Below are 26,184 nucleotides of genomic sequence, written 5' to 3'. Positions count from 1 at the left end.
TGTGAAGCCGAACATGTTGCGCCGCAGCTGGTCCGAGCATCGATATTTTTGGCTCGGAGCAATCGGGTCGGTGGTGCTGGTCCTGATCGTGGTGTCCACGTTCGCGATCTCGGAGTCCGGAATCGGTAAGCGGGAGTACACCGCCGACTTTTCCCAGGCCGGCGGTATCCGCCCCGGTGACAAGGTCCGCGTCGCCGGTATCGACGTGGGGGAGGTCTCGAAGACCACCTTGGCCGGTGATCACGTCGCGGTCGCCATGGAGGTGCAGAAGGACGTCGAGGTGATGTCCGACGGTTCCGCCGAGATCAAGCTCTCGACGCTGCTCGGTCAGCGTTACGTCGACATCAAGGTCGGTGAATCGACGGCACGTCTCAGCGGCTCGAGGATCGCCCGCACCCAGGTGCCGTACGACCTGCAGGAAACCATCGAGCGGGGGACCCCGATCCTGTCGGGGGTGAACGCCGAAAGCCTCAGCGACAGTGTGGATGCGCTGAACAAACAGTTGGCCGGCGCGCCGGGGATCACCCGCACCACGTTGGATTCCCTGACCGAGATGTCCAGGGTGATCAGCAACCGCAGTGATCAGATCAACCTGCTCATCAAGGACACCAACTCCGTCACCGAGATCGTCAACAGCAGCCAGTATCAACTGTCGGTGATCGTCGGTCAGGGCCAGCTGCTGGCTCAGAAGATCGCCACCAGGCAGCAATTGGTGATCAAGATGCTCGATGGCGTCGCGGACCTGTCGAACCAGATGTCAGCCATGGGCGCGGAGAACAACAATCAATTCGCGCCCTTGATCGCCAACCTCAACACGATCTCCGAGGGTATGGAAAAGAACCGCGACAACCTCCGTCACATGCTCGAGGTCCTGCCGCTCACCGTCCGGGCGATCGCCAACACCACCGATCCGTCCATACGCAATGGGTTACCTCCCGTGGGGCATCTTCCCCGACAACTGGCTCTGCGCAGCGAGGGTGGTCGACGGATGTTGAGCAAACAGCATGTCTCGCGCCGAGCCGCGAGCACGGTACGCCGTTCGGTGGTGATGACGGCACTACTGATCACCACCGCACTCCTCGGTACCGGATGCACGCTGATCCCCGCCGAATTGCGTCACGCAGCGGGCGAGTCGATCAAGCTGACCGCCTACTTCGACAGTGTGGCAGGTCTTTACACCGACAACGATGTAGATGTGTTGGGCATGCCCGTGGGCCGTGTCCTGTCGATCACGCCTCAGGGTGACCGGGTCAAAGTGGAGTTCACCGTCGACAAGTCGATACCCATCCCGGCAGAAGCCACCGCCGCGATCATCAACACCTCGTTGGTGACCACCCGTCACATCGAGTTGTCGCCCACCTACACCGAAGGTGCGAAGCTCGAAGACGGTGACACCGTGGCCAATGCAAAGAGCCCGGTGGAGATCGGGGAGCTCTTCGACACCGTTGACAACCTCGTGGAGGAGTTCAAGGCGGACCCGGATGGCAGTGGGCCGCTCGGCGACATGTTGACGATCTCGTCGGGGATCTTCGGCGGCAACGGCGAGCGGATGGCCGTTGCGCTGGAAGAACTCAACAAGGTCGCGCAGGTCGGCGTCGACAACGGAGATGCACTCGTCGAGATGATCAAGAAGATCTCGATTCTGACCACGGCCCTGGTGGACAACTATCCGAAGATGACGGCGTTCTCGTCGGCCATCACCCAGGTCTCGCAGATGCTGGGTGACCAGTCGCCGGGTCTGCAGGCAACCATGCAGGCGCTGAACCAGACATTGAACAACACCGCCACCTTCCTCGAAGGGAACGTCAATGTCGTCGACAGTTCGATGGGCCGGTTGGCCGCACTGATCAGCAATCTCAGTGATTACTCGCGTCAACTGGTCGACACGATCGATGTCGCGCCGTTGGCTTTCGACAATCTGGCCAACTCGGTGTCCGTGGAGCAGAGAGCGTGGCGCGCCCAGTTGCTGATCGACAAGTCGTTGCTCGACACCGAGCTGCTGTCGACCTTCTGTGAAGCCATCAACTTGCAGGAAAACGGCTGCCGGACTGGCAAACTGAAAGATTTCGGCCCCGATCTGGGTGTGTTCTCGGCGCTGGTGGAGATGACAAAATGACACGCAGACGATCGGTGATGCAGGCCCGGGGGGCAGTCGTGGCGGGCCTGGCGGCAACGATGTTGCTGTCCGGTTGCGGCTCCATCCCCGGCTTGACGATCGACCAGATCCCGCTGCCGGCGCCGGGAGGGGTCGGTGACGGTTACGAGATCAAGGGTTCGTTCGGCAACGCGTTGAACCTGCCGTCGCAGGCCAAGGTGAAGCTCAACGGCAACGACATCGGGCTGGTGGAGTCGATTTCGGCAAACAACTACGCGGCCGACGTCACGATGAAGATCCGCAAGGACATCAAGCTGCCGGTGGGCACCGGGGCCGAACTCCGTCAGGGCACACCTCTCGGTGACGTGTTCGTCGCGTTGAAGCCACCGGAAGGTGACGACACCCAAGGGACAATGGCGCCCGGCGACGAGCTGACAGGCGAGACATCCGAGGCGGCAACCGTGGAGGATCTGCTGGTCACCGCGACCGCATTTGTCGACGGTGGCTCCATCAAGAACCTGACCGAGATCATCAACGAGTTGTCGGACGCGCTCGGCGGCAAGGCGCCCGAGCTGACCGGCCTGATCGAAGGCATGACCACAGGCATCAGCCGCCTCGCCCAGAACACCGTCGAGTTCGACACTGCGCTCGAATCGTTCAACGGACTCGCCGAGGACCTGTCGAACGGGCGGGAGCAGCTGGTCGCCTCCATCAACACGGTCGGTCCTGCACTGGACGTGGTCAACGGTCAGATCCCGGCCCTGGTCACCACGCTGGACAAGACCAGTACGGTCACCGATGCGCTGAACGATTTCCTCGACACCCAGACAGAGAATGCGGTGGAGATGACCAACAACCTGCTGGTGGACATCGATGCCCTGGGCGAAGCCGTCGGAGAACTCGGTCCGTTGGCCGACAAACTGCGTGTCCTGACCCCGAAGTGGGTTGATGCCACCCCCGGCACGGCGGCCACGGTGAGTGCCAGGCTCTGGTATCTGTCACCAGGATTCGGGTTCGACTCGGGTAGCCGGCTACCGGAGATGGAAGATTTCAATCAGGGTGTCAACAGCTTGAACCAGACGCTCACCCGAGTCCTCGCCCGGCTCACCGGAACCCGCGGATGTTGTGGGTGAGGGGACGATGATGACATTCCTCCGTAATCACCGGATCCTGCTGTCCAACCTCGCATTGATCCTGGTGATGCTGATCGGGTTCGGCTATCTCACACTGGGCGTCCTCCGTTGGCGTCCGTTCGACGACAGTTACTCGCTCACAGTTGAATTCGCGAACTCCGGCGGTGTCCAGGAGACTTCCGAGGTCACGCTCCGGGGCTCGCGGATCGGTGAGGTGGACACCGTTCGGGTCACCCCGGCGTCTGTCGAGGTCAAGGTCACGATCGACAGTAAGTATCAGATCAACACCGATTCCGAGGTCAAGGCTCTCGGACTCTCCGCGGTCGGTGAGCAGTACGTCGACTTTCAGCCACCCACCTCGGACGGCCCGTACTTCTCGAACGGCGACAAGATCTCGTCGGTCCAGACCTCGTCGACGGTTGCGTTCCCGAAATTGCTCGAGTCGACGGTCGGAGTGGTCAAGCAGATCGATCCGGTCAAATTGCAGACCACGATCGACGAACTCGACATCGCACTCGACGCCGGTGGTAAGAATCAGCTCCGCGCCTTGTTCAACAGCGGTGGTGTGATCTTCGCCGACCTTTACCGAGTGCTGCCCGAGACGGTGACGCTGATCCAGAACACCGGCACCATCCTGGAGACGACAGCAGACGTTCAGCCTGATCTCGGCCGGCTCACCGGCGGGATGAGCGGATTGATCGACGCTCTCGTGGCCTCTGACGAGGAACTGCGTACGTTCCTCGGTAGCGGGCCGGCGCGGCTGACCACCCTGGCGGGCTCGCTCAATCAACTGCAGGACCCGCTGACCGATGTCCTGAAACAGTTCCTCGACATCGCCCAGCAAGGTGCGCTCCGTGCTCCCGCGATGGTGAACCTGCTCCCGTCGATCCGTGATGGTGCCACCACCGCGCAGGCGATGTTCCACGACGGAGCGTGGTGGGCGTTCGGCTCGATCTATCCGCGTCCGTACTGCGAGTACCCGACGATGCCGCAGCGGCCCACCCAGATCCTGGAGAGCTCGGTTCCGGTGAATATGTACTGTGTCACCGAAGATCCGACGCAGCAGATCAGGGGAGCCGCGAACGCACCACGGCCGCCGGGCGACGACACCGCCGGCCCTCCGCCCAATATGGACCCCAACGCGCGCACCGCGCCGCTGGGCTGACAGCCAACCGCTTCACGGTCCGGCAGATGCCGTCAACCGTTCTCGAAACCTGTTGTGAGGTAGAAACGCCGTTATGGCAGACAAAGATGTATCAGCGCCCACCGGCGACGGCGATGACGCCGACAAACCGTCGGTGAAGAAGGTTCCATCGGGCAAGTCCCGGCGGGCGAAGCCGGTTGTCGCCGAGTCCACCTCCGGAACATCGGGATCGGCCACGTCGTCGTCCGCGAAGAGTTCTGCCGCCTCCGCCGCAGCGTCGACCGGAGCGGACACCAAGCAGGCCAAACAGATAACCATCAGTGTCTCGGCAATCGGCAAGGTGGCAGCCGGAGCGTTGCTGATCGCACTGATCGCGGTGACGGTGTTCTTCGGGTTGAAGTGGAAATCCGACCAGGACAAGATCACTGCGGCCGAAGATGCCAAACAGGCCTCCGACTACTTCGTCACCCAGTTGCTCAACTCCATGAACACCACCACCGCGGGCGAGTACGTCGACACGATGTCACCGCTGACCACCGGTCAGTTCAGGGACAACCTGCTCAAGGAGCGGGAAAAGACCCAGGCCGACATCACGCAGATGCAGTTGAAGATCACGCCGTCGATCTGGTCGTCGGGTGTGGTGTCGGCCGAAGAGGATTCGGCGACCACATTGATCATCGCCGAGATCACCGGAACCAGCAGCGTTGCCACCACACCCGTGACCAACGTCGGCATGTTCCGTCTGACGTTGGAGAAGCACGACGGTAAATGGCTGGTGTCCCAGATGGATCCGGGTCCGTCCAGCTCAGGTGCGGGATCGGCAGATTCAGGAGCACCGGTCGATCCGAATGCCCCCGTGGATCCGAACGCTTCGGTCGTGCCGAATGCACCGGTGGAGCCGGCGCCGGTGACCCCGGCGCCCGCCGGCTGACCGCTGATCGTCCAGCGCTAAAGGCTGATCCGCTCGCCGGTCTCGGGATGGAACAGGTGCACCTTTCCGCTGTTCTGCCGCAGCCGGACTGCTTCGCCCAACTTCGCGGGTGACCGCTGACCTGATCGTGCCACCAGTGTCAGCGGCCCGCCCTCGAGACTCCTGACATGCGGGTCGTCGAGCGTGGCGTACACGTACGTCTCGCTGCCCAGTTCTTCCATGAGCGCCACCGTCACACCGAGTCCGTCGCCACCGTCGCCGAGGGAGAGTTCTTCGGGTCGGATGCCCACGGTGACCTCCTGCAGACCGGACTTCTCGATCAACGTGGTCGAGTCCGCGTCGAGGTCGATCCTGGACCCGGCGACGGTCACTGCACCGTCGCGTACCGGCGCGGTGAACAGGTTCATCGCGGGCGACCCGATGAAGCCGGCGACAAATGCGTTCTTCGGTCGGTCGTAGAGCTCGGTCGTGTGCTGAACTGCTGCAGCACACCGTTTTTGAGTACCGCAACGCGGTCACCCATGGTCATGGCCTCCACCTGGTCGTGGGTGACGTAGACGGTGGTGGTGCCGAGTCGTCGCTGCAACGCAGCGATCTGGGTGCGGGTCTGAACTCGCAACTTCGCGTCGAGGTTCGACAGTGGTTCGTCCATGCAGAACACCTGCGGTTCGCGGACGATGGCCCGGCCCATCGCCACCCGCTGGCGCTGGCCGCCGGACAACTTGCCCGGCTTGCGGTCGAGGTAGTCGGTGAGGTCGAGGACCTTGGCCGCCTCGGCGACCTTGCGCTTGCGTTCCTCGAGCCCGACACCGCGCATCTTCAGCGCGAAGCCCATGTTCTCGCCGACCGTCTTGTTCGGGTAGAGCGCATAGTTCTGGAAGACCATGGCGATGTCACGGTCCTTGGGGGCGACGCCGACCATGTTGTTGCCGCCGATCTTGATTGCTCCGCTGTCGATCTCCTCAAGACCGGCGAGCATGCGCAGGGCGGTCGACTTACCTGAACCCGAGGGGCCGACGAGAACAACGAACTCGCCGTCTTCGATGTCGAGGTTGAGTGAGTCGACGGCCAGTGAATCGGCGCCCGGGTAGACGCAGCAGGCGTTTTCGTAGCTGATGGTTGCCATTGTGTGCTCCTGTTTATTTGATGGCCCGGGCGGAGCCCGACTGATGTGCTCTGCCGAAGCTCACTTGATGGCTCCGAAGGAGAGGCCGCGGACGAGTTTGTTCTGAGCGATCCAGCCGCAGATGACCACCGGCAGAGCGGCTATCACCGAGGCGGCGGACAGCTGGGCCCAGAAGAGCCCCTGCCCTGACATGAACCCGGTGAGGGCCACCGGCATCGTCTGGGCGTTCACGGCCGTCATGTTCACCGCGAAGAAGAACTCGTTCCACGAGAAGATGACGCAGATAAGTGCGGTGGCCGCGATTCCAGGGGAGATCAGCGGAAGGATCACCTCGCGAACCGACGTCCAGAGACTGGCGCCGTCGATCTCGGCGGCCTCCAGCAGTTCGCTGGGTACCTCGAGGAAAAACGATCGCATCATCCACACCGCGATCGGCAGGTTCATCGAGGTGTACAGGACGATGAGTGTCCAGACGTTGTCGAGCATCCCGATCTGGCCCACGATGACGTACAGGGGGATGATGACGGCGACCACGGGGAGCATCTTGGTGCTGATGAAGAAGAACAGGGCATCGCTAGTCTTCTTCACCGGACGCAGCGAGAGTGCAAACGCGGCCGGGATGCCCAGCAGCAGAACGATGATCGTCGACACCGTCGTCACGAACAGTGAGTTCAGCAGCGCGGTCCCGACGCCCGCGTCGAAGACCGCCTTGAATTGGTCGAGCGTCGGGGTGAAGAAGAAGGTCGGGGGATTGGTCGCCGCATCGCTCTCCTGCTTGAACGCCGTGAGCACCATCCAGGCGACCGGGAAGAAGAACCCGATGGCGATGATCCAGGTGAAGGCGGTCAGCAGGCTCCCGCCTCGGTTGCGCCGCTTCTTGATGTCCTTGATGTCGGTATGTGCTTGTGCCGGTGTGTTGTTCACTGCGGTGGACATCAGGCTGCCTCCTCTTTCCCGCTGAAACTCTTGAAGATCAGGCGAAGGGCCAGGCTCGACAGGATGATGGTCGCGACCACGGTGACCACGCCCATCGCGGCCGCCTGTCCGACATCGAAACCGAGGAACGCGCGTTGGTAGATGTAGAAGGGCAAGTTCGAACTGGCGACACCCGGACCTCCTGAGGTCATCATGTACACGGCGTCGAAGGTGTTGACCAGGTAGATGGCTCCGAGGACAGATCCCAGTTCGATGAACCTGCGCAGGTGAGGCAGCGTCAGTTCCCGGAACAGCCGAAAGCTGGTGGCGCCGTCGACGCGGGCGGCTTCTTGGATGTCCTTCGGCATCGACTGCAGGCCGGCGAGGATCAGCAACATCATGAAAGGTGTCCACTGCCAGACCAGTTCGGCCATCACGCTGGCGAGCGGGAACTCGCTGAGCCAGTCGACGTCGCCGAGACCGAATGGGCTCAGGGCCCAGTTGACCAGTCCGTTGGTGGGGGAGAGCAGGCTCGTCTTCCACAGGAGGGCGGCGGCCACCGGGGTGACCAGGAACGGGGTGATCAGCAATGTGCGGACAATGCTGCGTCCGATGAACTTGCGGTCGAGGAGGATGGCGAAGAACAACCCGAGCAGAACCGAGATGACAACGGTCCCGACGATGAGGATCACCGTGTTGAGTGCCACCGTCCGGAACTGGCTGTCGGTGAATACATCGACATAGTTGTTGAGCCAGTTGAACTCCCGAGACCCGGGGCGCACCAGGTTCCATGACTGGGTGGAGTAGTACAGCGTCACGATGAAGGGGATCTGCGTGACGATGATCATGAAAATCAACGCCGGTAGCAGCGGCCCCCGTCGTCGCCATCCCTCGGCGCGCGAGATCCTGTCCCGTTTGGACGTTATCGGCGGCGGCGCGGAACCCGGATCGGGCTCGGTGCCTCGCTCTGCGAGTGCGGTGGCCATGTCCTCACTGCTCCTTCTTGTAGGACTCGCCGACTACCTCGGCGTACTTCTGGGACTGTTCGAGCGCTTCGTCGACAGAGATCTGTCCGGCGATTGCCGCGCTGATCTGCTGGCTCACCCGGGTGCCGAAGTCCTGGAACTCGGGGATGGCGAGGAACTGGATTCCGGTGTAGGGCACGGGGTCCACTGTCGGTTTGTTCTGATCGGCGGCCTGCATCGATTTGAGGGTCGGCTCGGCGAAGGCGCCCGAGATCTCCTTGTACGCCGGCAGCTCATAGGTGGAGAGCCGGCTGCCGGGCGGGACGCTGGCCGCGCCGAGCTGCTCGGCCACCATCTTGATGTAGTCCTTGCTGGTCATCCATTCGATGAACTTCCAGGCGTCGTCCTTCTTCTTGCTGCTCTCGGGGATACCGAGCGACCAGGCGTACAGCCAGCCGTTGCCGCCCTTGGCCATGCTGGGAGCCATGGCGTACCCGACATTGCCCGCGATATTGCTGTCGTCCGGGCTCTCGAGCACCGAGACCGCTGAGGTCGCGTCGTACCACATCGCAACCTGGCCCTGCGACATCAAGTTGGCGCATTCCTGGAAACCTGTTGAGGCAGCACCGGGTTCGCCATATTGACGGACGGTGTCGACATAGAACTCGACTGCTTCTCTGACCTGCGGACTGTCGAGCTGAGCATTCCAGTCCTCGTCGAACCAGCGTCCACCGAAGGCGTTGATCACGGTGTCCAGCGGTGCCAGGGTCTCACCCCATCCCGGCTTGCCGCGCAGGCAGATACCCGACACCTCGCCCCTGTTCAGGGTCTTGGCGGCCTCCTGGACCTGGGGCCACGTCGGCTCCGCGGGCATGTTGATGCCCGCGTCGGCGAGCATCTGCTTGTTGTACATGAGGAACGAGGACTCACCGTAGAACGGTGCCGAGTACATGTTGCCCTCGTAGGACAGTGCCTCGCGGAGGGTTGGGATGAAGTCGTCCTGGTCGTAGCCGGGGCTGGAGACCATGTACGGGGTGAGATTGACGAGCCACCCGTTCTCGGCCCAGGTCGCCGTCTCGTAGTTGCTGATCATCACCACGTCGAACTCGCCGCCGCCGGTTGCCACCGAGGCGGTGATCTTGGCGCGTGCCTCGTTCTCGGACAACGTGACGAACTTGAGCTTGACGCCGGGGTTCTCCTTCTCGAACTGGGGAGACAATGCGATCGCATCTTGCATCTGAGAGTTGGAGACCAACGCGATGGTGACTGCCTCACCGCCGCCGTCCGTGAAGGATCCGGCGCCACTGCAGGCGGAGGCCGTCAGCGCAACGGTTCCCGCGAGGGCAAGGGGCGCAAGGGCCTTGCGCCATCTAGCCCGTCTTCTCGGCTTCGTCGAGTCAGTCATCATTGACCTTTCTCTTGCGTGATGAGCCAGTGCGCAGTGCCCAGATCGGTGATCAGTGTGGTGGCGAGGCCACCTCGGAGGGCACCCAGGATCGACTCCCGGCGGTGGGTTCCACCGGAGATGAGCATGGTGGTGGGGCAGGAACGGACGGCCTCGAGTGGAACGGAGACCGTGCGGTCGACGAGCGACGATTCGACCGTGACCCCGTCCTTGTCGTAGAACCGCCCGCCGATCTCGCCGACCGCCCCGAGTCCGGTCAATTCGTCGAGGATGGCGGCGTCGATGTACGCCCCTTCGAAGAGGGTGGTGGACGTGGTGACCGACCCGACACCGAACACCATCACATCGGCTTCTTCGGCGGCTTTGAACGACTGCGACAGGATGGAGTCCCGCTGCAGCGCCTTCACGGTGTCGGGATCGGCGTAGAGCGGGGCGACAAGTCGAAGTGGTTGTGCGCCCAGGCGTTCGGCGAATCGGGACAGTGCGTGATCAACGCCGGTGTGGTACTCGACAGACGTCATGGAGCCGTCCATCTGCACCACCCGCCGGCAGCTGGCAGAGCGGGGAGTGATCGAGTCGGCCACGGCGACCGTTTCCGGCCCCCATGTGAAGCCGAGTGTGCTGTTCGGGTCGAGTCTCCGGATGAGAACCGATGCTCCAGCCCTTCCGAGCGCGGAGTCGCCGGTCTGCGTCCCGTCGGCGAGCTGGTCGATGATCAGGGCTTCTTTGAGTCCGAACGCAGTCTCGAGTTCGCGCTCCTCGTCGGTGTGGATGGAGCCGGCCATGTGCGGGGGTGCGTCGATGACCACACGCACCAGGCCCTGGGCACGCGCCCTGGCGATGAGCCGGCCGGCGGTGGGGCGGGAGAGGCCCAACCGCGCGGCGACCTCCGCCTGGGTGAGCCCTTCGAGGTGGTACATCGTGGCCGCACGAACAAGTAGGCGCAGGTCTTGCCCGGTGTCGGCGGTGGGCTCCAGCGGTGACGCGTTCACGCGCCCTCCTCATCGAGGTGTGTGTGAGCAAATGCTCACTGGTCGTGCATATGCTCAGTAAGCTAACATCCTGAATGTGACCCACGCAACACCCACAGAGGACCGGCGAATGACTCCAGCCACCATGACCGCGAGCGTCCTGACCGCACCCGGCAGCCTGACCATCGAGCAGCGAGAGGTCCCGTCGCCCGACCCCGGCGACGTGTTGGTCCAGGTAAGCGCGGTAGGGGTGTGCGGATCCGACACCCACTACTACCGACATGGACGGATCGGTGACTTCGTCGTGTCGTCGCCGTTGGTGCTGGGACATGAAGCCGCCGGGCGGATCGTGGCGGTCGGCAGCGGAGTGCCGGAGTCGCGGATCGGGGAGCGGGTGTCCATCGAACCCCAACGACCGGACCCCGACGACGAGCCGACGCGACGCGGGCAGTACAACCTGTCTCCGCACATGCGTTTCTACGCAACTCCACCGGTGGACGGTGCACTTACCGAGTTCGTGACCATCGGGTCGGCCTTTGCCCACCCTGTGCCCGACTCGGTGAGCGATGAGGCGGCCGCGTTGTTCGAACCACTGTCGGTGGCGATCGCTGCTTGCCGCAAGGCGGAGGTCGGGATCGGTGACGGCGTTTTGATCACCGGTGCGGGTCCCGTCGGTCTGCTCTGTGTCCAGGTGGCGCGGGCGGCGGGTGCCACCCGCATCGTGGTGACCGACGTGAACCGCACGCGACTGGCGGTCGCGGCCGGATTCGGGGCAACGGACGTTCTCACCCCGGATGAGCTGGACACCACGATCGGCGTCGACTCCTTCATCGACGCATCGGGTGCGGAATCGGCGATCTCATCCGGCATCGCCGCCGTCCGACCCGGTGGCCGCGTGGTCCTGGTGGGCATGAGTGCGAACTCGACGATGGCGTTTCCCATCTCGCTTGTCCAGAATCGGGAACTCGTTGTGACAGGGGTGTTCCGGTACGCCAACACCTGGCCGATCGCGCGCGAGTTGGTCACGTCGGGCAAAGTAGATCTCGACTCGATGGTCACCGGGCGCTTCGGCTTGTCCGAGGTGGCCGAAGCCCTGGATGCCGACCGGCAACCGGGGAGTATCAAAGCTGTTGTCTACCCGGGCAGGCTCGGTGGATCGGCAGGGGCGGGGGCATCGTGAAACTGGACAACGCAAGTCTGGCCGATCTCGTCGCGGTGCCGAAACCCGAGTACGACCGAACCCAACTGAGCTGCGGCATCGTGCATTTCGGTGTCGGCGGGTTTCATCGTGCTCATCAGGCCATGTACGTCGACGCGTTACTCACCTCGGATCCGGCCTCGCGGGATTGGGCGATCTGCGGCGTAGGAGTGCTACCGGGCGATGTGCACATGCGAGATGCGCTGGTACCCCAAGATGGGCTCTACACGTTGACTCTCAAGCATCCCGACGGGACGATGCAGACCTCGATTGTCGGCTCCATCGCCGAGTATCTGTTCGCACCCGACGACCCGGCAGCGGTGATCGACAAGCTCGCCGACCCAGCCACCCGAATCGTATCGCTCACCATCACCGAGGGCGGGTACAACTTCTCGTCCGCGACAGGGGAATTCGATCTGACCAATCCGGCGATCCAGGCCGATCTCCAGCCGGGTGCTGTTCCGTCGACGACGTTCGGCCTCGTCGTCGAGGCCCTCGGTCGACGTCGCGACGCCGGGCACCCCTCGTTCACGGTGATGTCGTGCGACAACATCGAGGGCAACGGGGACATCGCACGCAAGACCTTCACGGCCTTTGCGTGCAGCAAGGACCCCGGTCTGGCCGAATGGATCAGCGACAACACAGCTTTCCCGAATTCGATGGTCGACCGGATCACCCCGGCAACGCCACCCGAACTCGGCGATGAGGTGCAGGCGCGCACCGGCATCACGGACCGATGGCCCGTGGTGGCCGAACCTTTCACCCAGTGGGTTCTCGAGGACTCGTTCTCGGCCGGCGTCCTCGACTCGAGTCGGTCGGTGTGCAGGTGGTCTCCGACGTGGGACCGTACGAGCTGATGAAGCTCCGGCTGCTCAACGCGGGCCACCAGACCCTGTGTTACTTCGGCCATCTGATGGGCTACCGGCTTGTGCACGACGCAGCGCAGGATCCGTTGATCCGACGTCTCCTGCTGGGCTACATGAACAACGAGGCTCGGCACACGCTGTTGCCCTTGCCCGGTGTGGATGTCGACGCCTACATCGAGACGCTGATCGAGAGGTTCTGCAACCCGTCGATCGCCGACACCATCGCGCGGCTCTGCCAATACTCGTCGGACCGGATACCGAAGTGGTTGTTGCCCGTCATCCGTCAGCAACTCGAGGCCGGCGGGGACGTGGTGTTGGCTGCGGCGGTGGTGGCCAGCTGGACCCGGTACGCGGAAGGGGTGGACGAAGCAGGCGAGCCGATCGACGTGGTCGACCCGCTCGCGGATTCGTTGGTCCCTCTAGCGGTCCGGAGCCGCAACGAGCCGTTGGCGTTTGTGCAGAATCGTGAGCTGTTCGGTGACCTCGCCGACGAGAACCGATTTGTGCGCCCCTACCTGTGGACGTTGGAGTCGTTGCGCCGCAATGGCGCTCGAGAGACGTTGCAGCAACTGCTGGTGGAGAACAACGACCCCCGAGGAGTCTGACGGGGCCGCCCGGAGTTTACTTGGACGCCGCGTCGTCGTCGTGGCTGACGATGTTGATGACGTTGCCGTCGGGTGCCCGGACGAAGAACCTGCGCACGCCCCACGGTTCCGTGGTCAACGGGTGGACGATCTCGAACCCGCGTCGTTGTGCTTCGGCATAGGCCTCTTCCACCTGGTCGCCTACATGTACCGAGATCACCGAATCGACAGGTGAGGTCGCATCCTCGGTGACGAGCTGAATCGCGGCCCGCCCGTCTGCCGACTGGTAGTTGGCCACCCAGCCCAGGTTGAAAGCCTCGATGTCGAGGCCGAGATAGTCAGAGTAGAAGTCGCGCGCGACGGTGATGTCGGGCACCGACAGATTCGCTGTGACACCGGTGGGTTTCATGGGCCCTCCTTCGGCTGTGTTGTGGTGACAGTGTGGGGCGAAGGGCCTCTGAAGGCAAGGGTCCCCGCTCTTGACTTCAAGTCGCGTTGAGGTCTTATCGTTCGCCCGATGACGAACACGCAGCCATGGTCTGCTGACGATCCGCCCGAGCAGGGGCTCGGACTCATGCGATTGACGGAGGCGGGTACCGACCCTGATCGTGATCCGACGGCGGTGGTGCATGCCGCACTGGACCTTGGCGTGACCCTGCTGGATACCGCCGAGATGTACCGTAACGAGGAACTGGTCGGGCGTACCATCGCCGGACGCCGCGGAGAGGTCATCCTGTGCTCGAAGTTCGGTGTCAGATGGGGTGATTCAGGTCGGTTCGATGATTGGAGTGTGCACGCCGACGCCGCGTCGGTGGTCTCCTCGTGCGAGGACAGTCTCCGCCGCCTGGGGGCTGAGGTCATCGATCTCTATTACTTGCACCACCGCAGTGAGCACACCCCGATCGAGGAGACGGTCTCGGCCATGGCCGGGCTGATCGAGGTGGGCAAGATCCGCTCGATCGGCCTGTCGAACGTCACCGTCGAGGACGTTCGCCGAGCGCACGCGGTCCATCCCGTCCACGCGGTGCAGGAGGCGTGGTCGCTCTCGACGCCCATACCCCGGTCGATGTCGGAAACATTGGCAGAGTTGGGTATTGCACTGGTCGCGCATTCACCGACCGGCCACGGCGCACTGCGTGCGGAGGATTCCTCACCCCTCGGTGTGGCGCTGGCCGACATCGCCCGACACCGCGGGGTGTCGCCGGGGCAGGTGGCCCTGGCCTGGGTGCACTGTCAGGGCCGGAGACGAGATGAGGTCGTCGTACCGCTTCCGGGGACCACGAGTGTGCGTCATCTGCACGACAACGTGGCCGCCATCGGCATCGAGCTCGATGACAGCGAACTCGATCGGCTCACCGAAGCGGCAGCGCCGACATCAGTCGCGTGACAGGTAGCCGAGGGCACCACGCCCTCGGCGCATACCGACGGGGACGATGTCGGCGTCGGTGCCGGGGTCGGTGTCGGCGTGCGGGTCAGTTCCGGCCGACGGTCAATCCGGATGCCTCGTGGTACTGCTCGACGACATGAGGTGTCGGAGCGGCCTCGTAGACACGTTCGTCGGCGGCCGACCAGCGAGGTGGTTCGGACGTGGGGTCCAGCGACCAGGCGGCCTGACGAGCGGCGCCGAGCGCCACGTATTCGCCCGGTTCCGGGACCACGACGGGGCGGGCGAAGATTGCCGGGGCCAGCTCCCGGATGGCCGCAGAGCGTGCGCCGCCACCGACGAGGATGATCCGGTTGATCTCGATGCCTTGGTCGCGGATCCGGTCGGCGCAGTACTGGAGGGAACACAGCAAACCTTCGACGCCCGCCCGGGCGATGTTGGCGCTGTTCAGGTTTCGTCCGGTCATGCCGTGCAGGGCTCCGCGCGTGCGCGGCAGGTTGGGGGAGCGTTCTCCCTCGAAGTACGGCACCAGGGACAGCCCGTCGGCGCCCGCAGGCGCAGACAGGGCAAGGTCGGACAACGTGTCGAAGTCGACGTCGAGCATCTTGGCCACGGCCGCCAGCACGGGGGCCCCGTTCAGAGTGCACACCAGCGGCAATTGCGGCCTGTGGCGTCGGCGAAACCGGCAACGAGTCCGGCGTAGTCGGTCGGCGCACTGTCACTGACCGCGCTGACAACTCCAGAGGTGCCGAGTGACACGATGCAGTCGCCGGGGACGGCGCCGAGCGCCAGCGCCGCCGCTGCGTTGTCGCCGGCGCCCGCACCGATGCCCGCGCCCGACCGCATGGCGCCACCGTTCTGTGCTGGGCCGACGATCCGGGGCACCATCGGCGCCCGGCCTCTCATCGCCAACTCCAGCAACCGAGGCTGGTACTCATCGGCGGCTGCGCTGAAATAGCCTGTGCCACTGGCGTCGCTGCGATCGGTCCACAGGTCGGCCAGGTCGGTACTGCCGGTGAGCTTCCAGCTGAGCCAGTCGTGGGGGAGACACACCGCAGCGGTGCGATCGGCGTTGGCGGGTTCGTTGTCGGCGAGCCAGCGCAGCTTGGTGGCGGTGATCGACGCGACCGGGACCACTCCCACCTCGTCCACCCACTGCTGCGGCCCGCCGAGGTCGGCGATGAGTTCGTCGGCGGCGGGACCGGACCGGGTGTCGTTCCACAGCAGCGCCTCACGCACCACCTCACCGGATTCATCGAGACACACCATGCCGTGTTGCTGCGCTCCGACGGATACCGCTGCGACGTCGTCGAGCCCCCCGGCAGCTTCGATCGCCGACCCGAGGGCCTGCCACCATTGATCCGGATGCACCTCGGTACCCGTGGGGTGTGGCGCGCTACCCGAGCGCACCACGCGGCCGTCGGCTACGTCGCACACCACCACCTTGCTGGATTGGGTCGACGAATCGATTCCTGCGACCAACATGGTGTCCAACTCCTCAGTGCGCGATCGCGTTGGTGAAGCCCGCAACCAGGACGCTGGTCACTCCCTCACACGCTCGAAAATGCCGACCGGCGTGGCCAGCCCTGACAGCGTCACATTACCGTCGACGTCGGTGCCGGTGATCTGCTCCCGCCACGTACCGGAGGGGAGTTCGAGATGGGTCTGGGCCCATAGCTCGGCGTCGAGGCCGACGGTCCAGCGAGCTGCCGCGACAATCACTTCGATCACCCCCGCCGTCGAGGTGCGGCCGAAGGCCACCAGATGATCGGTGGCCGGGCCGGTGCCCGACAGCGGCTCGTACCCACCTTGGACGAACACCTCCGGCCGGCGCCGGCGCAGGGTCAAGGCCGCCCGCACCACACGGGTCTTCGGGTGGTTGCCGTCGCGCGTGTAGTCCACCGCCCGGCGATTGTCCGGGTCGACGAGGGAATCGTCGAACCACTCGGTGCCCTGATAGACGTCCGGGATTCCGGGCAGCAATGACGCCAGCGCCTTCTGCACCAGAGCGTCGGATTCGATGTGAGGCAGCATTTCCTGTACGAGCTGGGTGTACTCGGGCGCACACGGGCCGTCGAACGAGGCATCGATCCAGGCATGTACTGCGGTCTCGAACTGTTCGTTCACGTCGGTCCACGTGGTGCCCACCCCGCCTTCGCGGATCGCCTTCGTGGCGTAGTCGTGGAAACGGGTACGCAGGGCCCCGGTGATCACGCCGTCGGTCGGCCAGATCCCGAACAGGTTCTGGCGCAAGAAGAGTCCGGTGACCCCGGCGGGCGCGGGGTTGCGGGACTCCGAACGGTCAACGAAATCGGTCCACCTCTGCGGGATCTGGGACAAGATGCCGATGCGTGCCCTGACGTCCTCACTCCGCTTGGTGTCGTGAGTCGACAGCGAGGTCAATGCCCGCGGCCAGCTCTTCGCCCGAATCACGTTGGCGGCGTGGAAGTCGTCGATCGATTCACCGAATGCCGCCGGGTCGCCGCCGACCTCCTGCAGGCTGACCAGCCGGGCGGTCCGGTAGAACAGGCAGTCCTCGACGCTCTTCGCGGTGACGGCGCCGCACACCTGGGCGAGTCGGCTGCGCGATTCGTCGTCGGTGGCCACTGCCGATGCGAGCAGTTCGAAGGCAGTTGCCAGGGCCGGCAACCGTTCTCGCTCACTTGCGATGACCGAATCCAGAGTTCCGGCGAGTATCGGGTAGTCGGCGCGATAGACGCCCAGACCCGCGATCACCGCACCGATCGCCGAATCGAGGTCGTCGTTCGAGAACACCTCGCGATCACGGGCCGTCGCGGTGATCGCCCGTCGCAGACGGGCCCGTTCGGCAGGGAAGGTCTCGTCGAGTATCGACAGCTTGAGCTGTCGTTCCGCGGCGTGTAGCCACAGCTTGTCGCCGCGATCACCGGTGTATTTCTGATGCAGCTGTCCGAGAGCCGATTCACCGGTGGGGTCGATGAGCACCGCGCCCACCGATCGCATCGTCTCGTAGCCGGTGGTGCCGTCGACCGGGAGGCTCGGATCCAGGGGCTCGTCATGGGCAAGGATCTTCTCGATCAACAGGATCCGGTCCGGTCCGATGTCCGCACGCAGCCGCTGCAGATAATCCTGGGGATCCGCAAGACCGTCCGGGTGGTCGACGCGAAGACCGTCCACGAGGTCTTCCGCGACGAGCTGACGGATCAGGTCGTGGGTGGCCGCGTAGACGGCGGGGTCCTCTTGTCGCAATCCCGCCAGACCATTGACGGAGAAGAAACGGCGATAACCGATGACGCCGATGTTCCACGGCACCAGCCGGTAATGCTGCCGGTCATGGACCTCTTGGGCGGACTGGCCGGCTTCGGTGCCGGGGGCGAGCGGGAACCGGTGTTCGTAGAAGGAGAGTTCTGGTTCGTCCCCACTTGTGTCCACCTCGAGCGATGCCACGTCGTCGGCGGAGCCGAGGACCGGCAGCGCGATCTTGCCGTCGGCCCCGTTGTCCGCCGACCAGTCGATGTCGAAGTAGTCGGCGTACTCGGACGTCCGGCCGTTGCGTAAGACGTCCCACCACCACGGGTTCTGCCGGGGGTCCTCGACACCGGTGTGGTTGGGGACGATGTCGACAATCACGCCGATGCCGCGGTCGGCTGCAGCCGACCGCAGTTCCCGCAATCCCTCGATTCCACCGAGCGACTCGGCGACCGCGGGCGGCGGAACCCAGTCGTACCCGTGCGTCGAGCCCTGTTGGGCGGTCTGAATCGGCGACAGGTACAGATGGCTGACGCCCAGCCCTTCGATGTGGTCGAGCTGTTCAATTGCGTCGGCGAAGGTGAACTCGCCGTGCAGCTGAAGCCGGTAGGTGGCCGTCAGCGGCAGGATCATGGGTACTCCAGCGGTTGTCGAGCCAGGCCGGTATCGGTGTCCGGCCAAGGCGTTGGCACAAGATCGAAGATCAATTCACTTTGCGGAGTACCAACAACGACCGTTCCCTAACCAACAGTGCGCTGCCGGCTTTCGCGTTGACCGTGCTCGAGCCGGTCGGGTGGGCGGTGTCGAGCTCGCCGGTCCACTCGTTGGCGTAGAAATCGGTCGGCACCCGGAAGACGATCGGTTCGTAGTGCGCGTTGAAACACATCAAGAAATCGTCGTCGACAACCAGCCGTCCGCGGACGTCCTTCTCGTTGATGCCGGATCCGTTCAAGAAGACGGCCAGGGATTTGCCGAAACCGCTGTCCCAGTCCTCCTCGGTCATCTCCTCGCCGCTGGGCGTGAGCCAGGCGATGTCACGTGCCTGGTTGCCGGACCGGATCGGGCGCCCGGCGAAGAATCGGCGCCTGCGGAACACCGGATGCGACGAGCGCAAGGCGATGACCCGTCGGGTGAACTCGAGCAGATCTGAGTTCTTCTCCGCCAGTTCCCAATCCATCCACGCGATCGGGCCGTCCTGGCAGTAGACGTTGTTGTTGCCGTTCTGGGTGCGGCCGATCTCGTCGCCGTGGGCGATCATCGGGGTGCCCTGGCTCAGCATCAGCGTTGCCAAGATGTTGCGCTGCTGACGCGCACGAAGACGCTCGATGTCGGGGTCGTCGGTGGGACCTTCCACACCGCAGTTCCACGAACGGTTGTGGCTTTCCCCGTCCCGGTTGTCCTCGCCGTTCGCCTCGTTGTGTTTCTCGTTGTAGGACACGAGATCTCGCAGGGTGAAGCCGTCGTGCGCCGTCACGAAGTTGATGCTGGCGCTGGGACGGCGCCCGGTTGCCTCGTAGAGATCTGACGAGCCGGTCAGCCGCGATGCGAATTCTCCGAGTGTCGCGGGCTCGCCGCGCCAGTAGTCACGCACGGTGTCGCGGTATTGCCCGTTCCACTCGGTCCACAGTCCTGGGAAGTTGCCCACCTGGTAGCCGCCCTCGCCCACGTCCCATGGCTCGGCGATCAACTTCACCTGGCTGACCACCGGATCCTGTTGCACCAGATCGAAGAAGGCCGACAACTTGTCGACGTCGTGCAGCTCGCGGGCGAGTGTCGAGGCCAGGTCGAACCGGAAACCGTCGACGTGCATCTCGAGCACCCAGTACCGGAGCGAGTCCATGATCAGCTGCAGCGTGTGCGGATGGCGCACGTTCAGACTGTTTCCGGTGCCCGTGTAGTCCATGTAGTGCCAGGGTTCGCCGTCGACGAGTCGGTAGTACGCCGCGTTGTCGATGCCGCGGAAGGCGATGCTCGGACCGCGATGGTTGCCCTCGGCGGTGTGGTTGTAGACCACGTCGAGGATCACTTCGATCCCGGCCTCGTGGAATGCCCGCACCATCGCCTTGAATTCCGGGACCGCACCGCCGGCCCGCTGGTTGGCTGCATAGTCGGCGTGGGGTGCCATGAAGCCGAAGCTGTTGTACCCCCAGTAATTTCGCAGACCCTGATCGAGCAGGGTCTGGTCCTGGAGGAACTGGTGCACGGGCATCAGTTCGATGGCCGTGACGCCCATGGACGTGAGGTGGTCGATGATCGCCGGATGGGCGAGGCCGGCGTACGTTCCGCGGAGCTGTTCGGGCACTTCGGGATGGGTTGCCGTCATGCCCTTGACGTGGGCTTCGTAGATGATGGTCTCGTAGTACGGGCGATTGGGAGACCGATCGTGCTGCCAGTCGAAGAACGGGTTGATCACCACCGACGTCATCGTGTGCCCGAGCGAGTCGAGTCTGGGAGGTTCGCCGAACAGGGGGTCGGGCGTCGATTCTGATCGCGGTTGGGGCGTGGTCTCCTGTGCGGGTTCTGCCGGGCCATCGTCGGTGTCGTCAACCGAGGACTTGAGAGTGGTTGCAGTCGCGACGTTTTCAACGTCGGCGGACGGGTCTGTGAGCTGGTCTGACGCTGCGGTGCCGCCGTTCTCCGAACCGGTATCGAGCAAACCCGGCGTCTCGGTGTCGGTGTCGGTGTCGGGCTGCGTACTCGCGTCGTTGCCGCCGTTCGTGTCGGCCGCGGGCTCGGTTGACTCCTGGTCCTGCGGAGTTTCGTCGAGCACGATGGGATACGAGTACAGGGACGCGTCTCCGTCGAACTCGCCGTGGAATGCCTTGCCGTACGGATCGACCAACAGCTTTGAGGGGTCGCAGCGATGGCCCTGGCGAGGGTCGTAGGGGCCGTGGACCCGATAGCCGTAGAGCTGACCGGGCGATATCGACGGCAGGTAGGCGTGCCAGACGTAGCCATCGACCTCTTCGAGGGGCACGCGTGTCTCAGACCCGTCAGGACCGATCAGGCACAGGTCCACGGCGGTGGCCACTTCGGAGAAGAGCGAGAAGTTGGTACCCGCTCCGTCGAACGTCGCGCCGAGGGGATATGCGCTGCCCGGCCACACCATCAGCTCCTCGACCACGCCGCCCGTGCGTCGGCGGTGGTGCCGTGTACGGCCACCGCGACGTCGTCCGAGCCGGTCGAGTCGTCCACGGTTCTGGCGGACGACGCGTCGCTTCCGGGGGTTGATGTCATGGGCACCCTCGCATTTTCATGTTGATGACCCTACTGTTCGCGGAGGCCCGCGGCACTGTCAGTGCGGAGCCATCGCACCAGATCACCGGAAGAGTAGAGGGTGCCTCAGGTCCAGGGCAGCGCGGCTTGCATCTGACGCTGCAATTCGGCTGTGAGACTGCGCACATACGTCGCACTCAAGTGATGCCAGTCGTGGTAGACGGTGATGTTCCCGACCACAGCAGGGCAGGTCGTGTCGTTGCACATGCCGTCCGTCAGGTCGAGCGGCAAGACGTTCGGGTGGTCCGCCACGATGTCGAGCGTGGGGTTTGTCGGCGCGAAGGAGGCCGAACGCGCGGTGTCGCAGTTGTCGCTGTCGCGGGTGTTGGCCAGGCAGTCCGGGGTGTTGATCGGTCCGTCGGCGTTGTGGGGCCACGAGCTGTCGCGTATCCCGAGGATGGGGATGTTCGCCTGGGCGAACTGGTCGAAGATCGGCAGGTAGTCGCCTGGCACCCAGTCGCCGGGCCCGTCGTCGCGGGGCCGGGTTGTGTTGGTGAACAGTGCATCCGGCTTGTCGGCGATGATCTGTGGGACCACTTTCTGCACCCAGTCATGACACTGCGGATAGGGAACTCCGCGTTGTTTCGGCACCAGCTCGGTGGACAGCGGACAGCCCATCTTCAGATAGGTCTTCACCTTGAAGTGGTTCTGTTTGCCGATGATGTCGAGCGCCGTGATCCAGTATTCCGCGTGCGAGCCACCTGCCAGCGCAATCGTCTTGGTGGCCAACGGATCGCCGTACACCCCGACGTGCACCCCGGTGTCGTCGAAGTCGCTGATGTGGCCATTGAACGAGGTCACCGGCAGGTCGTTGACGACCTGTAGTGCAGATGGCTGGGGGTCGACGTGGGGAACCGGGGCGTTGTCGAGGAGCGCCCGGGCGCCGGGATAGACACGGGGATCGAGCTTGGTGGTGTCCACCGTCATGTGGGTCACGTGGTAGTCCCAGGCCTTGAAACCGACCGTCATGACCACCGCGCTCACGATCAGCACGCTGGTCACCACGGTGGTGTAGTCCAGGAGTCGGGCTCGCCACGGGTTCACGGTGGCTGCGTGCGTCGGGTGGTGGTGACGCGTCGGGGTGCCCTTGTGCGGCGGATCTTCTTTGTGGATCGACACCGACCGGGGTGCCCGCAGTGGCTCTTCGATGTACCTCTTGGTCAGCCACGCCATTGCGATGGACACCGCGATGAGAACGGTTCCCTCGACGATCGATGCATGGTTCTTGTCACGCCACGTCAGGTAGAAGATCAGCAGGGGCCAGTGCCACAGGTAGAGGGAATAGGAGATCGACCCCAGCCACACCATCTGTCGGGCGGACAGTGCGTGATTGACGACCGGTTGTCCCGACTTCGGGCCGTGCTGCAGCGCGGTCGCACCCGACCAGATGATGGCGAGCGTCGACAGCACGGGAACCAGCGCCCACGGTCCGGGGTACTGCTCGACACCCACGATCCACCAGCCACAGGTGATGATCAGTCCCAGGGCGGCGACGGCCACGATGTTGCGGATGACGTTGGGAACCCGCCATTTCGGCATCCAGACGGCGAGTAGACCGCCGGCGAGAGGCTCCCACACGCGGGAGATGGTGTCGTAGTAGTTGAACTGCTGGTTGACGTCCATCCGCATGTGCGCCCAGTAGAACGACACGGCCGCCACCCCGAGGAGCGATACGCCGATCAGGATACGGATGACCGTGGGGTCGGCCAGCTTGCGCACTCCGGCACGCACCAACACCGTGATGATCCCGGCGACCGCCAGGGCGGTGAGCATGGTCAGCACGAAGAACTGGCCCTGTACCGACATCGACCACAGATGCTGCAGAGGACTGTTCGCCGAACTGGCCGCCGTGTAGTCCTGCGAATTGAACGCCAGATGCCAGTTCTGGTAGTAGAACAGGCTCGCGATGACCTCTTGGCCCGTCGCCCGCCAGCGGGTCTCGGGGAAGATGAGCAACGTACCGAGGCTGATGACAACCAGGATCGCGACGAGCGCGGGCAGCAGTCGCCTGCCGAGCCGGGTGAGTCGTTTGACCGGGTTGATCGCGGGCCAGAGTCCGGCCTGCTCGTTCTGTGCGCTGACGATGACGTGCCGCAGCAGGGAGCCGACGAAGAAGTACCCCGACAGGGTGAGGAACACGTCGACACCACCGGACACCCGCCCGAACCAGATGTGGAAGCACGCCACCAAGACGATGGCCAGGCCCCGCAGACCGTCGAGGTCGGTGCGGTAACTGGGGACCGTGTCGGCGGGTACCGCCGGTGGCCTCTTCTCAACGCTGGGTGCGGCTGTCAACTGCTCTCTAGTCTCACTTGTCCGGTGGCGCTGAAATCGGTGTCGTCACAGCAGCGGGGTGGGCGGTTCCGGCACGTAATCTACCTGTTGCACCTTAGAATCCCCGGCCTGGAACGCCGCGGCGCGCTCATTAGGGTGGGTAGGTGCCCACATTGCCCGAATCTCAGATCAATCGGCCTCCCATGGCGGAAGAACAGGTCACCCGGATCGACTCGGAGATGATCTGGCATCCATACGGGACCATGCCGCATCCGGACCCCGTTCCCCGCGTCGTCCGATCTGCGTCGGGTGTCCGCCTGACCTTCGCGGACGGGACCACGGTCGTCGACGGCATGAGTTCGTGGTGGGCCGCGATCCACGGCTATCGGAACCCGGTGCTCGACGCTGCGGCGCGCGCCCAGCTCGACTCGATGGCGCATGTGATGTTCGGTGGCCTCACCCACGAACCTGCAGCCAGGCTGGCCGAGCTGCTCGTCGAGATAACCCCCGATCCGCTGCAGACCGTGTTCTTCTGCGACTCCGGGTCGGTGTCGGTCGAGGTCGCGGTCAAGATGGCGCTGCAGTACTGGCGGGCCCGGGGCGAAGCCGGCCGCACCCGCCTGCTGACGTGGCGCGGCGGCTATCACGGCGACACCTTCACCCCTATGAGCGTCTGTGACCCGGAAGGCGGGATGCACTCGCTGTGGACCGACGTGCTCACCAGTCAGGTGTTCGCATCGGCGCCGCCGTCCGAGTTCAGCGTGGAGTACGTCACAGAGCTCGAGGACCTCGTGTCCGAGCATCGCGGTGAACTCGCCGCCGTGATCGTCGAACCGGTGGTCCAGGGCGCCGGCGGGATGCGATTTCACGATCCCCGTTACCTCGGCGAGCTGCGCCGGATCTGCGATGAGCAGGGTGTACTCCTCATCTTCGACGAGATCGCCACGGGGTTCGGCCGCACCGGAGAGTTGTTCGCCGCCGACCACGCCGGGGTGTCCCCGGACATCATGTGCATCGGCAAAGCGCTCACCGGCGGCTATCTGTCCATGGCAGCAGCGTTGTGTACCCGCGACATCGCGGACACGATCTCGCGGTCCGACGTGGGGGTACTGGCACACGGGCCGACATTCATGGCGAACCCGCTCACGTGTGCGGTGGCCGTGGCATCCACCGAGCTGCTCCTCGCGTCCGGGTGGCGCGATCGGGTCGCCCACATCGCCGATCGACTACGGGAAGGACTCGGCCCTCTCGCCGACCTCCCTGGCGTCCGTGACGTCCGGGTGCAGGGTGCCATCGGGGTGGTGCAACTCGACCACCCCGTCGACATGGCTGTGGCGACGGACGCCGCGGTGTCGGCGGGGGTGTGGCTGCGGCCTTTCCGCGACAACATCTACACGATGCCTCCGTATGTGTGTACCGACGACGACCTCGACGTTCTGATCGGTGGGGTGTCGGCTGCGGTCCGTGCCTGCACGGCTCAACCCTCGCCGGCCGCAGCCGAAGCGTTATGAGACTCTGTTTGTCAGTGAAACCACTTGCCCCGACCGACAGAAACACCGATTCGGACAGCGCCCTGGACTGGCTGGCCGAGGCTGCCGACGTCCGTGAAGCCGCCGGGCTGCACCGCACCTTGGTGCCGCGCGTGGCGGACAACGCGCTGATCAATCTGGCGTCCAACGACTATCTCGGGCTCTCTTCCGATCCCAGGGTCCTGGCCGGCGCGCACGCCGCGCTCGACACCTGGGGTGCGGGCTCCACGTCGTCGCGGCTGGTCACCGGCACCACCGCCCTGCACGAGGCGCTGGAGCGGGATCTGGCCGAGTTCCTCGGTTACCCGGCGGCGCTGGTCTTCTCGTCCGGATATCTCGGCAACGTCGGGGCGGTGGCCGCTCTGATGGGACGCGGAGACGTGATCATCAGCGACGGTGGCGCCCACGCATCGCTGATCGATGGCTGCCGGCTCTCGCGCGCACGAGTGGTGGTGGTCGATCGTGGCGACCACGAGGCCGTCAGGCGCGAGCTCGCCGAACGCAGCGAACAGCGGGCCATGATCGTCACCGATTCGGTCTACTCGATCGACGGTCAGATCGCGCCGGTTGCCGAGTTGTACGCCGCCGCCCGCGAGCACGGAGCAACCCTGCTGGTGGACGAGGCGCACGCGTTGGGCGTGCGTGGCTCCGGCGGGCGCGGCGTGCTGGACGAGGTGGGTCTGGCCGGCGCCCCTGATCTGGTGACCACCACAGTGCTCTCGAAATCCCTTGGCGCACAAGGAGGAGTGGTGCTCGGTACAGAGGCGGTCCGCGACCACCTCATCGACCGGGCCCGTAGCTTCATCTTCGACACCGGGCTGGCGCCGGCCGCGGCGGGAGCCGCCCAGGCCGCCCTCGCGGTGCTCCGCGACGAACCGGGTCTGTCCGAACGGGTACGGGCGAACGCGGCACTGCTGGCGCACTTGTGTGGCGGCGAACCGCCAGAGGCCGCCGTCGTCTCGATCATCGTGGGCGATCCCGCTCAGGCTCTGCTGGCGGCGCAACGGTGTCGCGAACAGGGTGTGCTGGTCGGGTGTTTCCGGCCGCCGTCGGTACCGCCTGGAACTTCTCGCCTGCGTCTCACCGTGCGCGCCGATCTCACCGACGACGACATCCGCACGGTGGCCGGCGTGGTGACCGCCGTGCTGAACGGGCTCTGA

At 64.6% G+C, this 26,184-nt stretch carries 17 protein-coding genes and 4 pseudogenes; 10 read left to right on the top strand and 11 right to left on the bottom strand.

What is annotated here, in order from left to right:
• The first annotated feature begins 13 nt into the window (after positions 1-13).
• The 5 genes and pseudogenes from W823_RS57450 to W823_RS56790 all read left to right on the top strand — a co-directional run bounded on the left by W823_RS57450 (position 14) and on the right by W823_RS56790 (position 5,303).
• A pseudogene (locus W823_RS57450) lies at positions 14-995 on the top strand (MCE family protein).
• Positions 989-2,116: an MCE family protein gene (locus W823_RS0130220; protein ID WP_031332982.1), complete on the top strand. Its 1,128-nt coding sequence runs from the start codon at positions 989-991 to the stop codon at positions 2,114-2,116. Before W823_RS57450 ends, W823_RS0130220 begins: the two are co-directional and overlap by 7 nt.
• Positions 2,113-3,228 carry an MlaD family protein gene (locus tag W823_RS50085; RefSeq protein ID WP_023961033.1) on the top strand — a complete coding sequence of 372 codons (1,116 nt, stop codon included), beginning with the start codon at positions 2,113-2,115 and terminating at the stop codon, positions 3,226-3,228. Before W823_RS0130220 ends, W823_RS50085 begins: the two co-directional genes overlap by 4 nt.
• 10 nt (positions 3,229-3,238) lie before the next feature.
• Entirely contained in the window at positions 3,239-4,393 is a 1,155-nt protein-coding gene (locus W823_RS50080; RefSeq protein ID WP_369792654.1) for an MlaD family protein, read from the top strand.
• Between the two features lie 73 nt (positions 4,394-4,466).
• Positions 4,467-5,303, top strand: coding sequence for a hypothetical protein (locus W823_RS56790; RefSeq protein WP_023961031.1), 837 nt, complete (start codon positions 4,467-4,469; stop codon positions 5,301-5,303).
• A 17-nt stretch (positions 5,304-5,320) separates the two neighbouring features.
• Here the strand turns inward: W823_RS56790 and W823_RS50075 are convergent.
• The 5 genes and pseudogenes from W823_RS50075 to W823_RS50055 form a co-directional block, all read right to left on the bottom strand.
• A pseudogene (locus W823_RS50075) lies at positions 5,321-6,429 on the bottom strand (ABC transporter ATP-binding protein).
• Positions 6,430-6,489: 60 nt separating this feature from the next.
• Positions 6,490-7,365, bottom strand: coding sequence for a carbohydrate ABC transporter permease (locus W823_RS50070; protein ID WP_023961030.1), 876 nt, complete (start codon positions 7,363-7,365; stop codon positions 6,490-6,492).
• Entirely contained in the window at positions 7,365-8,330 is a 966-nt protein-coding gene (locus W823_RS50065; RefSeq protein ID WP_023961028.1) for a carbohydrate ABC transporter permease, read from the bottom strand. The genes W823_RS50070 and W823_RS50065 overlap by 1 nt, the downstream gene beginning before the upstream one ends.
• A gap of 4 nt (positions 8,331-8,334) precedes the next feature.
• A complete protein-coding gene (locus W823_RS50060; protein WP_023961026.1) occupies positions 8,335-9,714 on the bottom strand; it encodes a sugar ABC transporter substrate-binding protein in 1,380 nt (459 codons plus the stop codon).
• Positions 9,714-10,706: a sugar-binding transcriptional regulator gene (locus W823_RS50055; RefSeq protein ID WP_023961024.1), complete on the bottom strand. Its 993-nt coding sequence runs from the start codon at positions 10,704-10,706 to the stop codon at positions 9,714-9,716. Before W823_RS50055 ends, W823_RS50060 begins: the two co-directional genes overlap by 1 nt.
• Positions 10,707-10,815: 109 nt before the next feature.
• Between W823_RS50055 and W823_RS50050 the strand changes: the two genes are divergently transcribed.
• Positions 10,816-11,865 (top strand): NAD(P)-dependent alcohol dehydrogenase, encoded by a 1,050-nt coding sequence (locus tag W823_RS50050; protein ID WP_235189617.1) that lies wholly within the window; start codon positions 10,816-10,818, stop codon positions 11,863-11,865.
• A pseudogene (locus tag W823_RS50045) lies at positions 11,862-13,354 on the top strand (mannitol dehydrogenase family protein). The gene W823_RS50050 and the pseudogene W823_RS50045 overlap by 4 nt, the downstream one beginning before the upstream one ends.
• A 16-nt stretch (positions 13,355-13,370) precedes the next feature.
• Here the strand turns inward: W823_RS50045 and W823_RS50040 are convergent.
• Positions 13,371-13,742, bottom strand: coding sequence for a VOC family protein (locus W823_RS50040; RefSeq protein WP_023961020.1), 372 nt, complete (start codon positions 13,740-13,742; stop codon positions 13,371-13,373).
• Positions 13,743-13,850: 108 nt separating this feature from the next.
• On the opposite strand from W823_RS50040, the gene W823_RS50035 reads away from it, so the two are divergent.
• A complete protein-coding gene (locus tag W823_RS50035) occupies positions 13,851-14,720 on the top strand; it encodes an aldo/keto reductase (protein ID WP_023961018.1) in 870 nt (289 codons plus the stop codon).
• A gap of 85 nt (positions 14,721-14,805) precedes the next feature.
• Here W823_RS50035 and xylB read toward each other — a convergent pair.
• From xylB to W823_RS0130195, 5 genes and pseudogenes are all read right to left on the bottom strand, one after another.
• Positions 14,806-16,202: pseudogene (xylB, locus tag W823_RS50030) on the bottom strand (xylulokinase).
• 57 nt (positions 16,203-16,259) lie between these two features.
• The gene (treY, locus tag W823_RS50025; protein WP_023961016.1) at positions 16,260-18,578 is read right to left on the bottom strand and encodes a malto-oligosyltrehalose synthase; all 2,319 of its coding nucleotides are present in this window, start codon (positions 18,576-18,578) and stop codon (positions 16,260-16,262) included.
• Between the two features lie 70 nt (positions 18,579-18,648).
• On the bottom strand, positions 18,649-21,054 hold the full coding sequence (gene glgX, locus W823_RS50020) for a glycogen debranching protein GlgX (protein ID WP_051406643.1): 2,406 nt from the start codon (positions 21,052-21,054) through the stop codon (positions 18,649-18,651).
• A complete protein-coding gene (locus W823_RS59350) occupies positions 21,054-21,182 on the bottom strand; it encodes a hypothetical protein (RefSeq protein WP_023961012.1) in 129 nt (42 codons plus the stop codon). Before W823_RS59350 ends, glgX begins: the two co-directional genes overlap by 1 nt.
• A 105-nt stretch (positions 21,183-21,287) precedes the next feature.
• A complete protein-coding gene (locus tag W823_RS0130195; RefSeq protein ID WP_031332969.1) occupies positions 21,288-23,516 on the bottom strand; it encodes an acyltransferase family protein in 2,229 nt (742 codons plus the stop codon).
• A gap of 182 nt (positions 23,517-23,698) precedes the next feature.
• Here W823_RS0130195 and W823_RS50015 point away from each other — a divergent pair, with 182 nt between their 5' ends.
• Together W823_RS50015 and W823_RS0130190 are read left to right on the top strand one after the other, a co-directional pair.
• Positions 23,699-25,006 carry an adenosylmethionine--8-amino-7-oxononanoate transaminase gene (locus W823_RS50015; RefSeq protein ID WP_023961009.1) on the top strand — a complete coding sequence of 436 codons (1,308 nt, stop codon included), beginning with the start codon at positions 23,699-23,701 and terminating at the stop codon, positions 25,004-25,006.
• On the top strand, positions 25,003-26,184 hold the full coding sequence (locus W823_RS0130190; RefSeq protein ID WP_031332967.1) for an 8-amino-7-oxononanoate synthase: 1,182 nt from the start codon (positions 25,003-25,005) through the stop codon (positions 26,182-26,184). Before W823_RS50015 ends, W823_RS0130190 begins: the two co-directional genes overlap by 4 nt.

This window comes from Williamsia sp. D3 (genome assembly GCF_000506245.1).
Lineage (GTDB): Bacteria > Actinomycetota > Actinomycetes > Mycobacteriales > Mycobacteriaceae > Williamsia > Williamsia muralis.
This window is presented reverse-complemented; position numbering and strand designations above follow the sequence as displayed.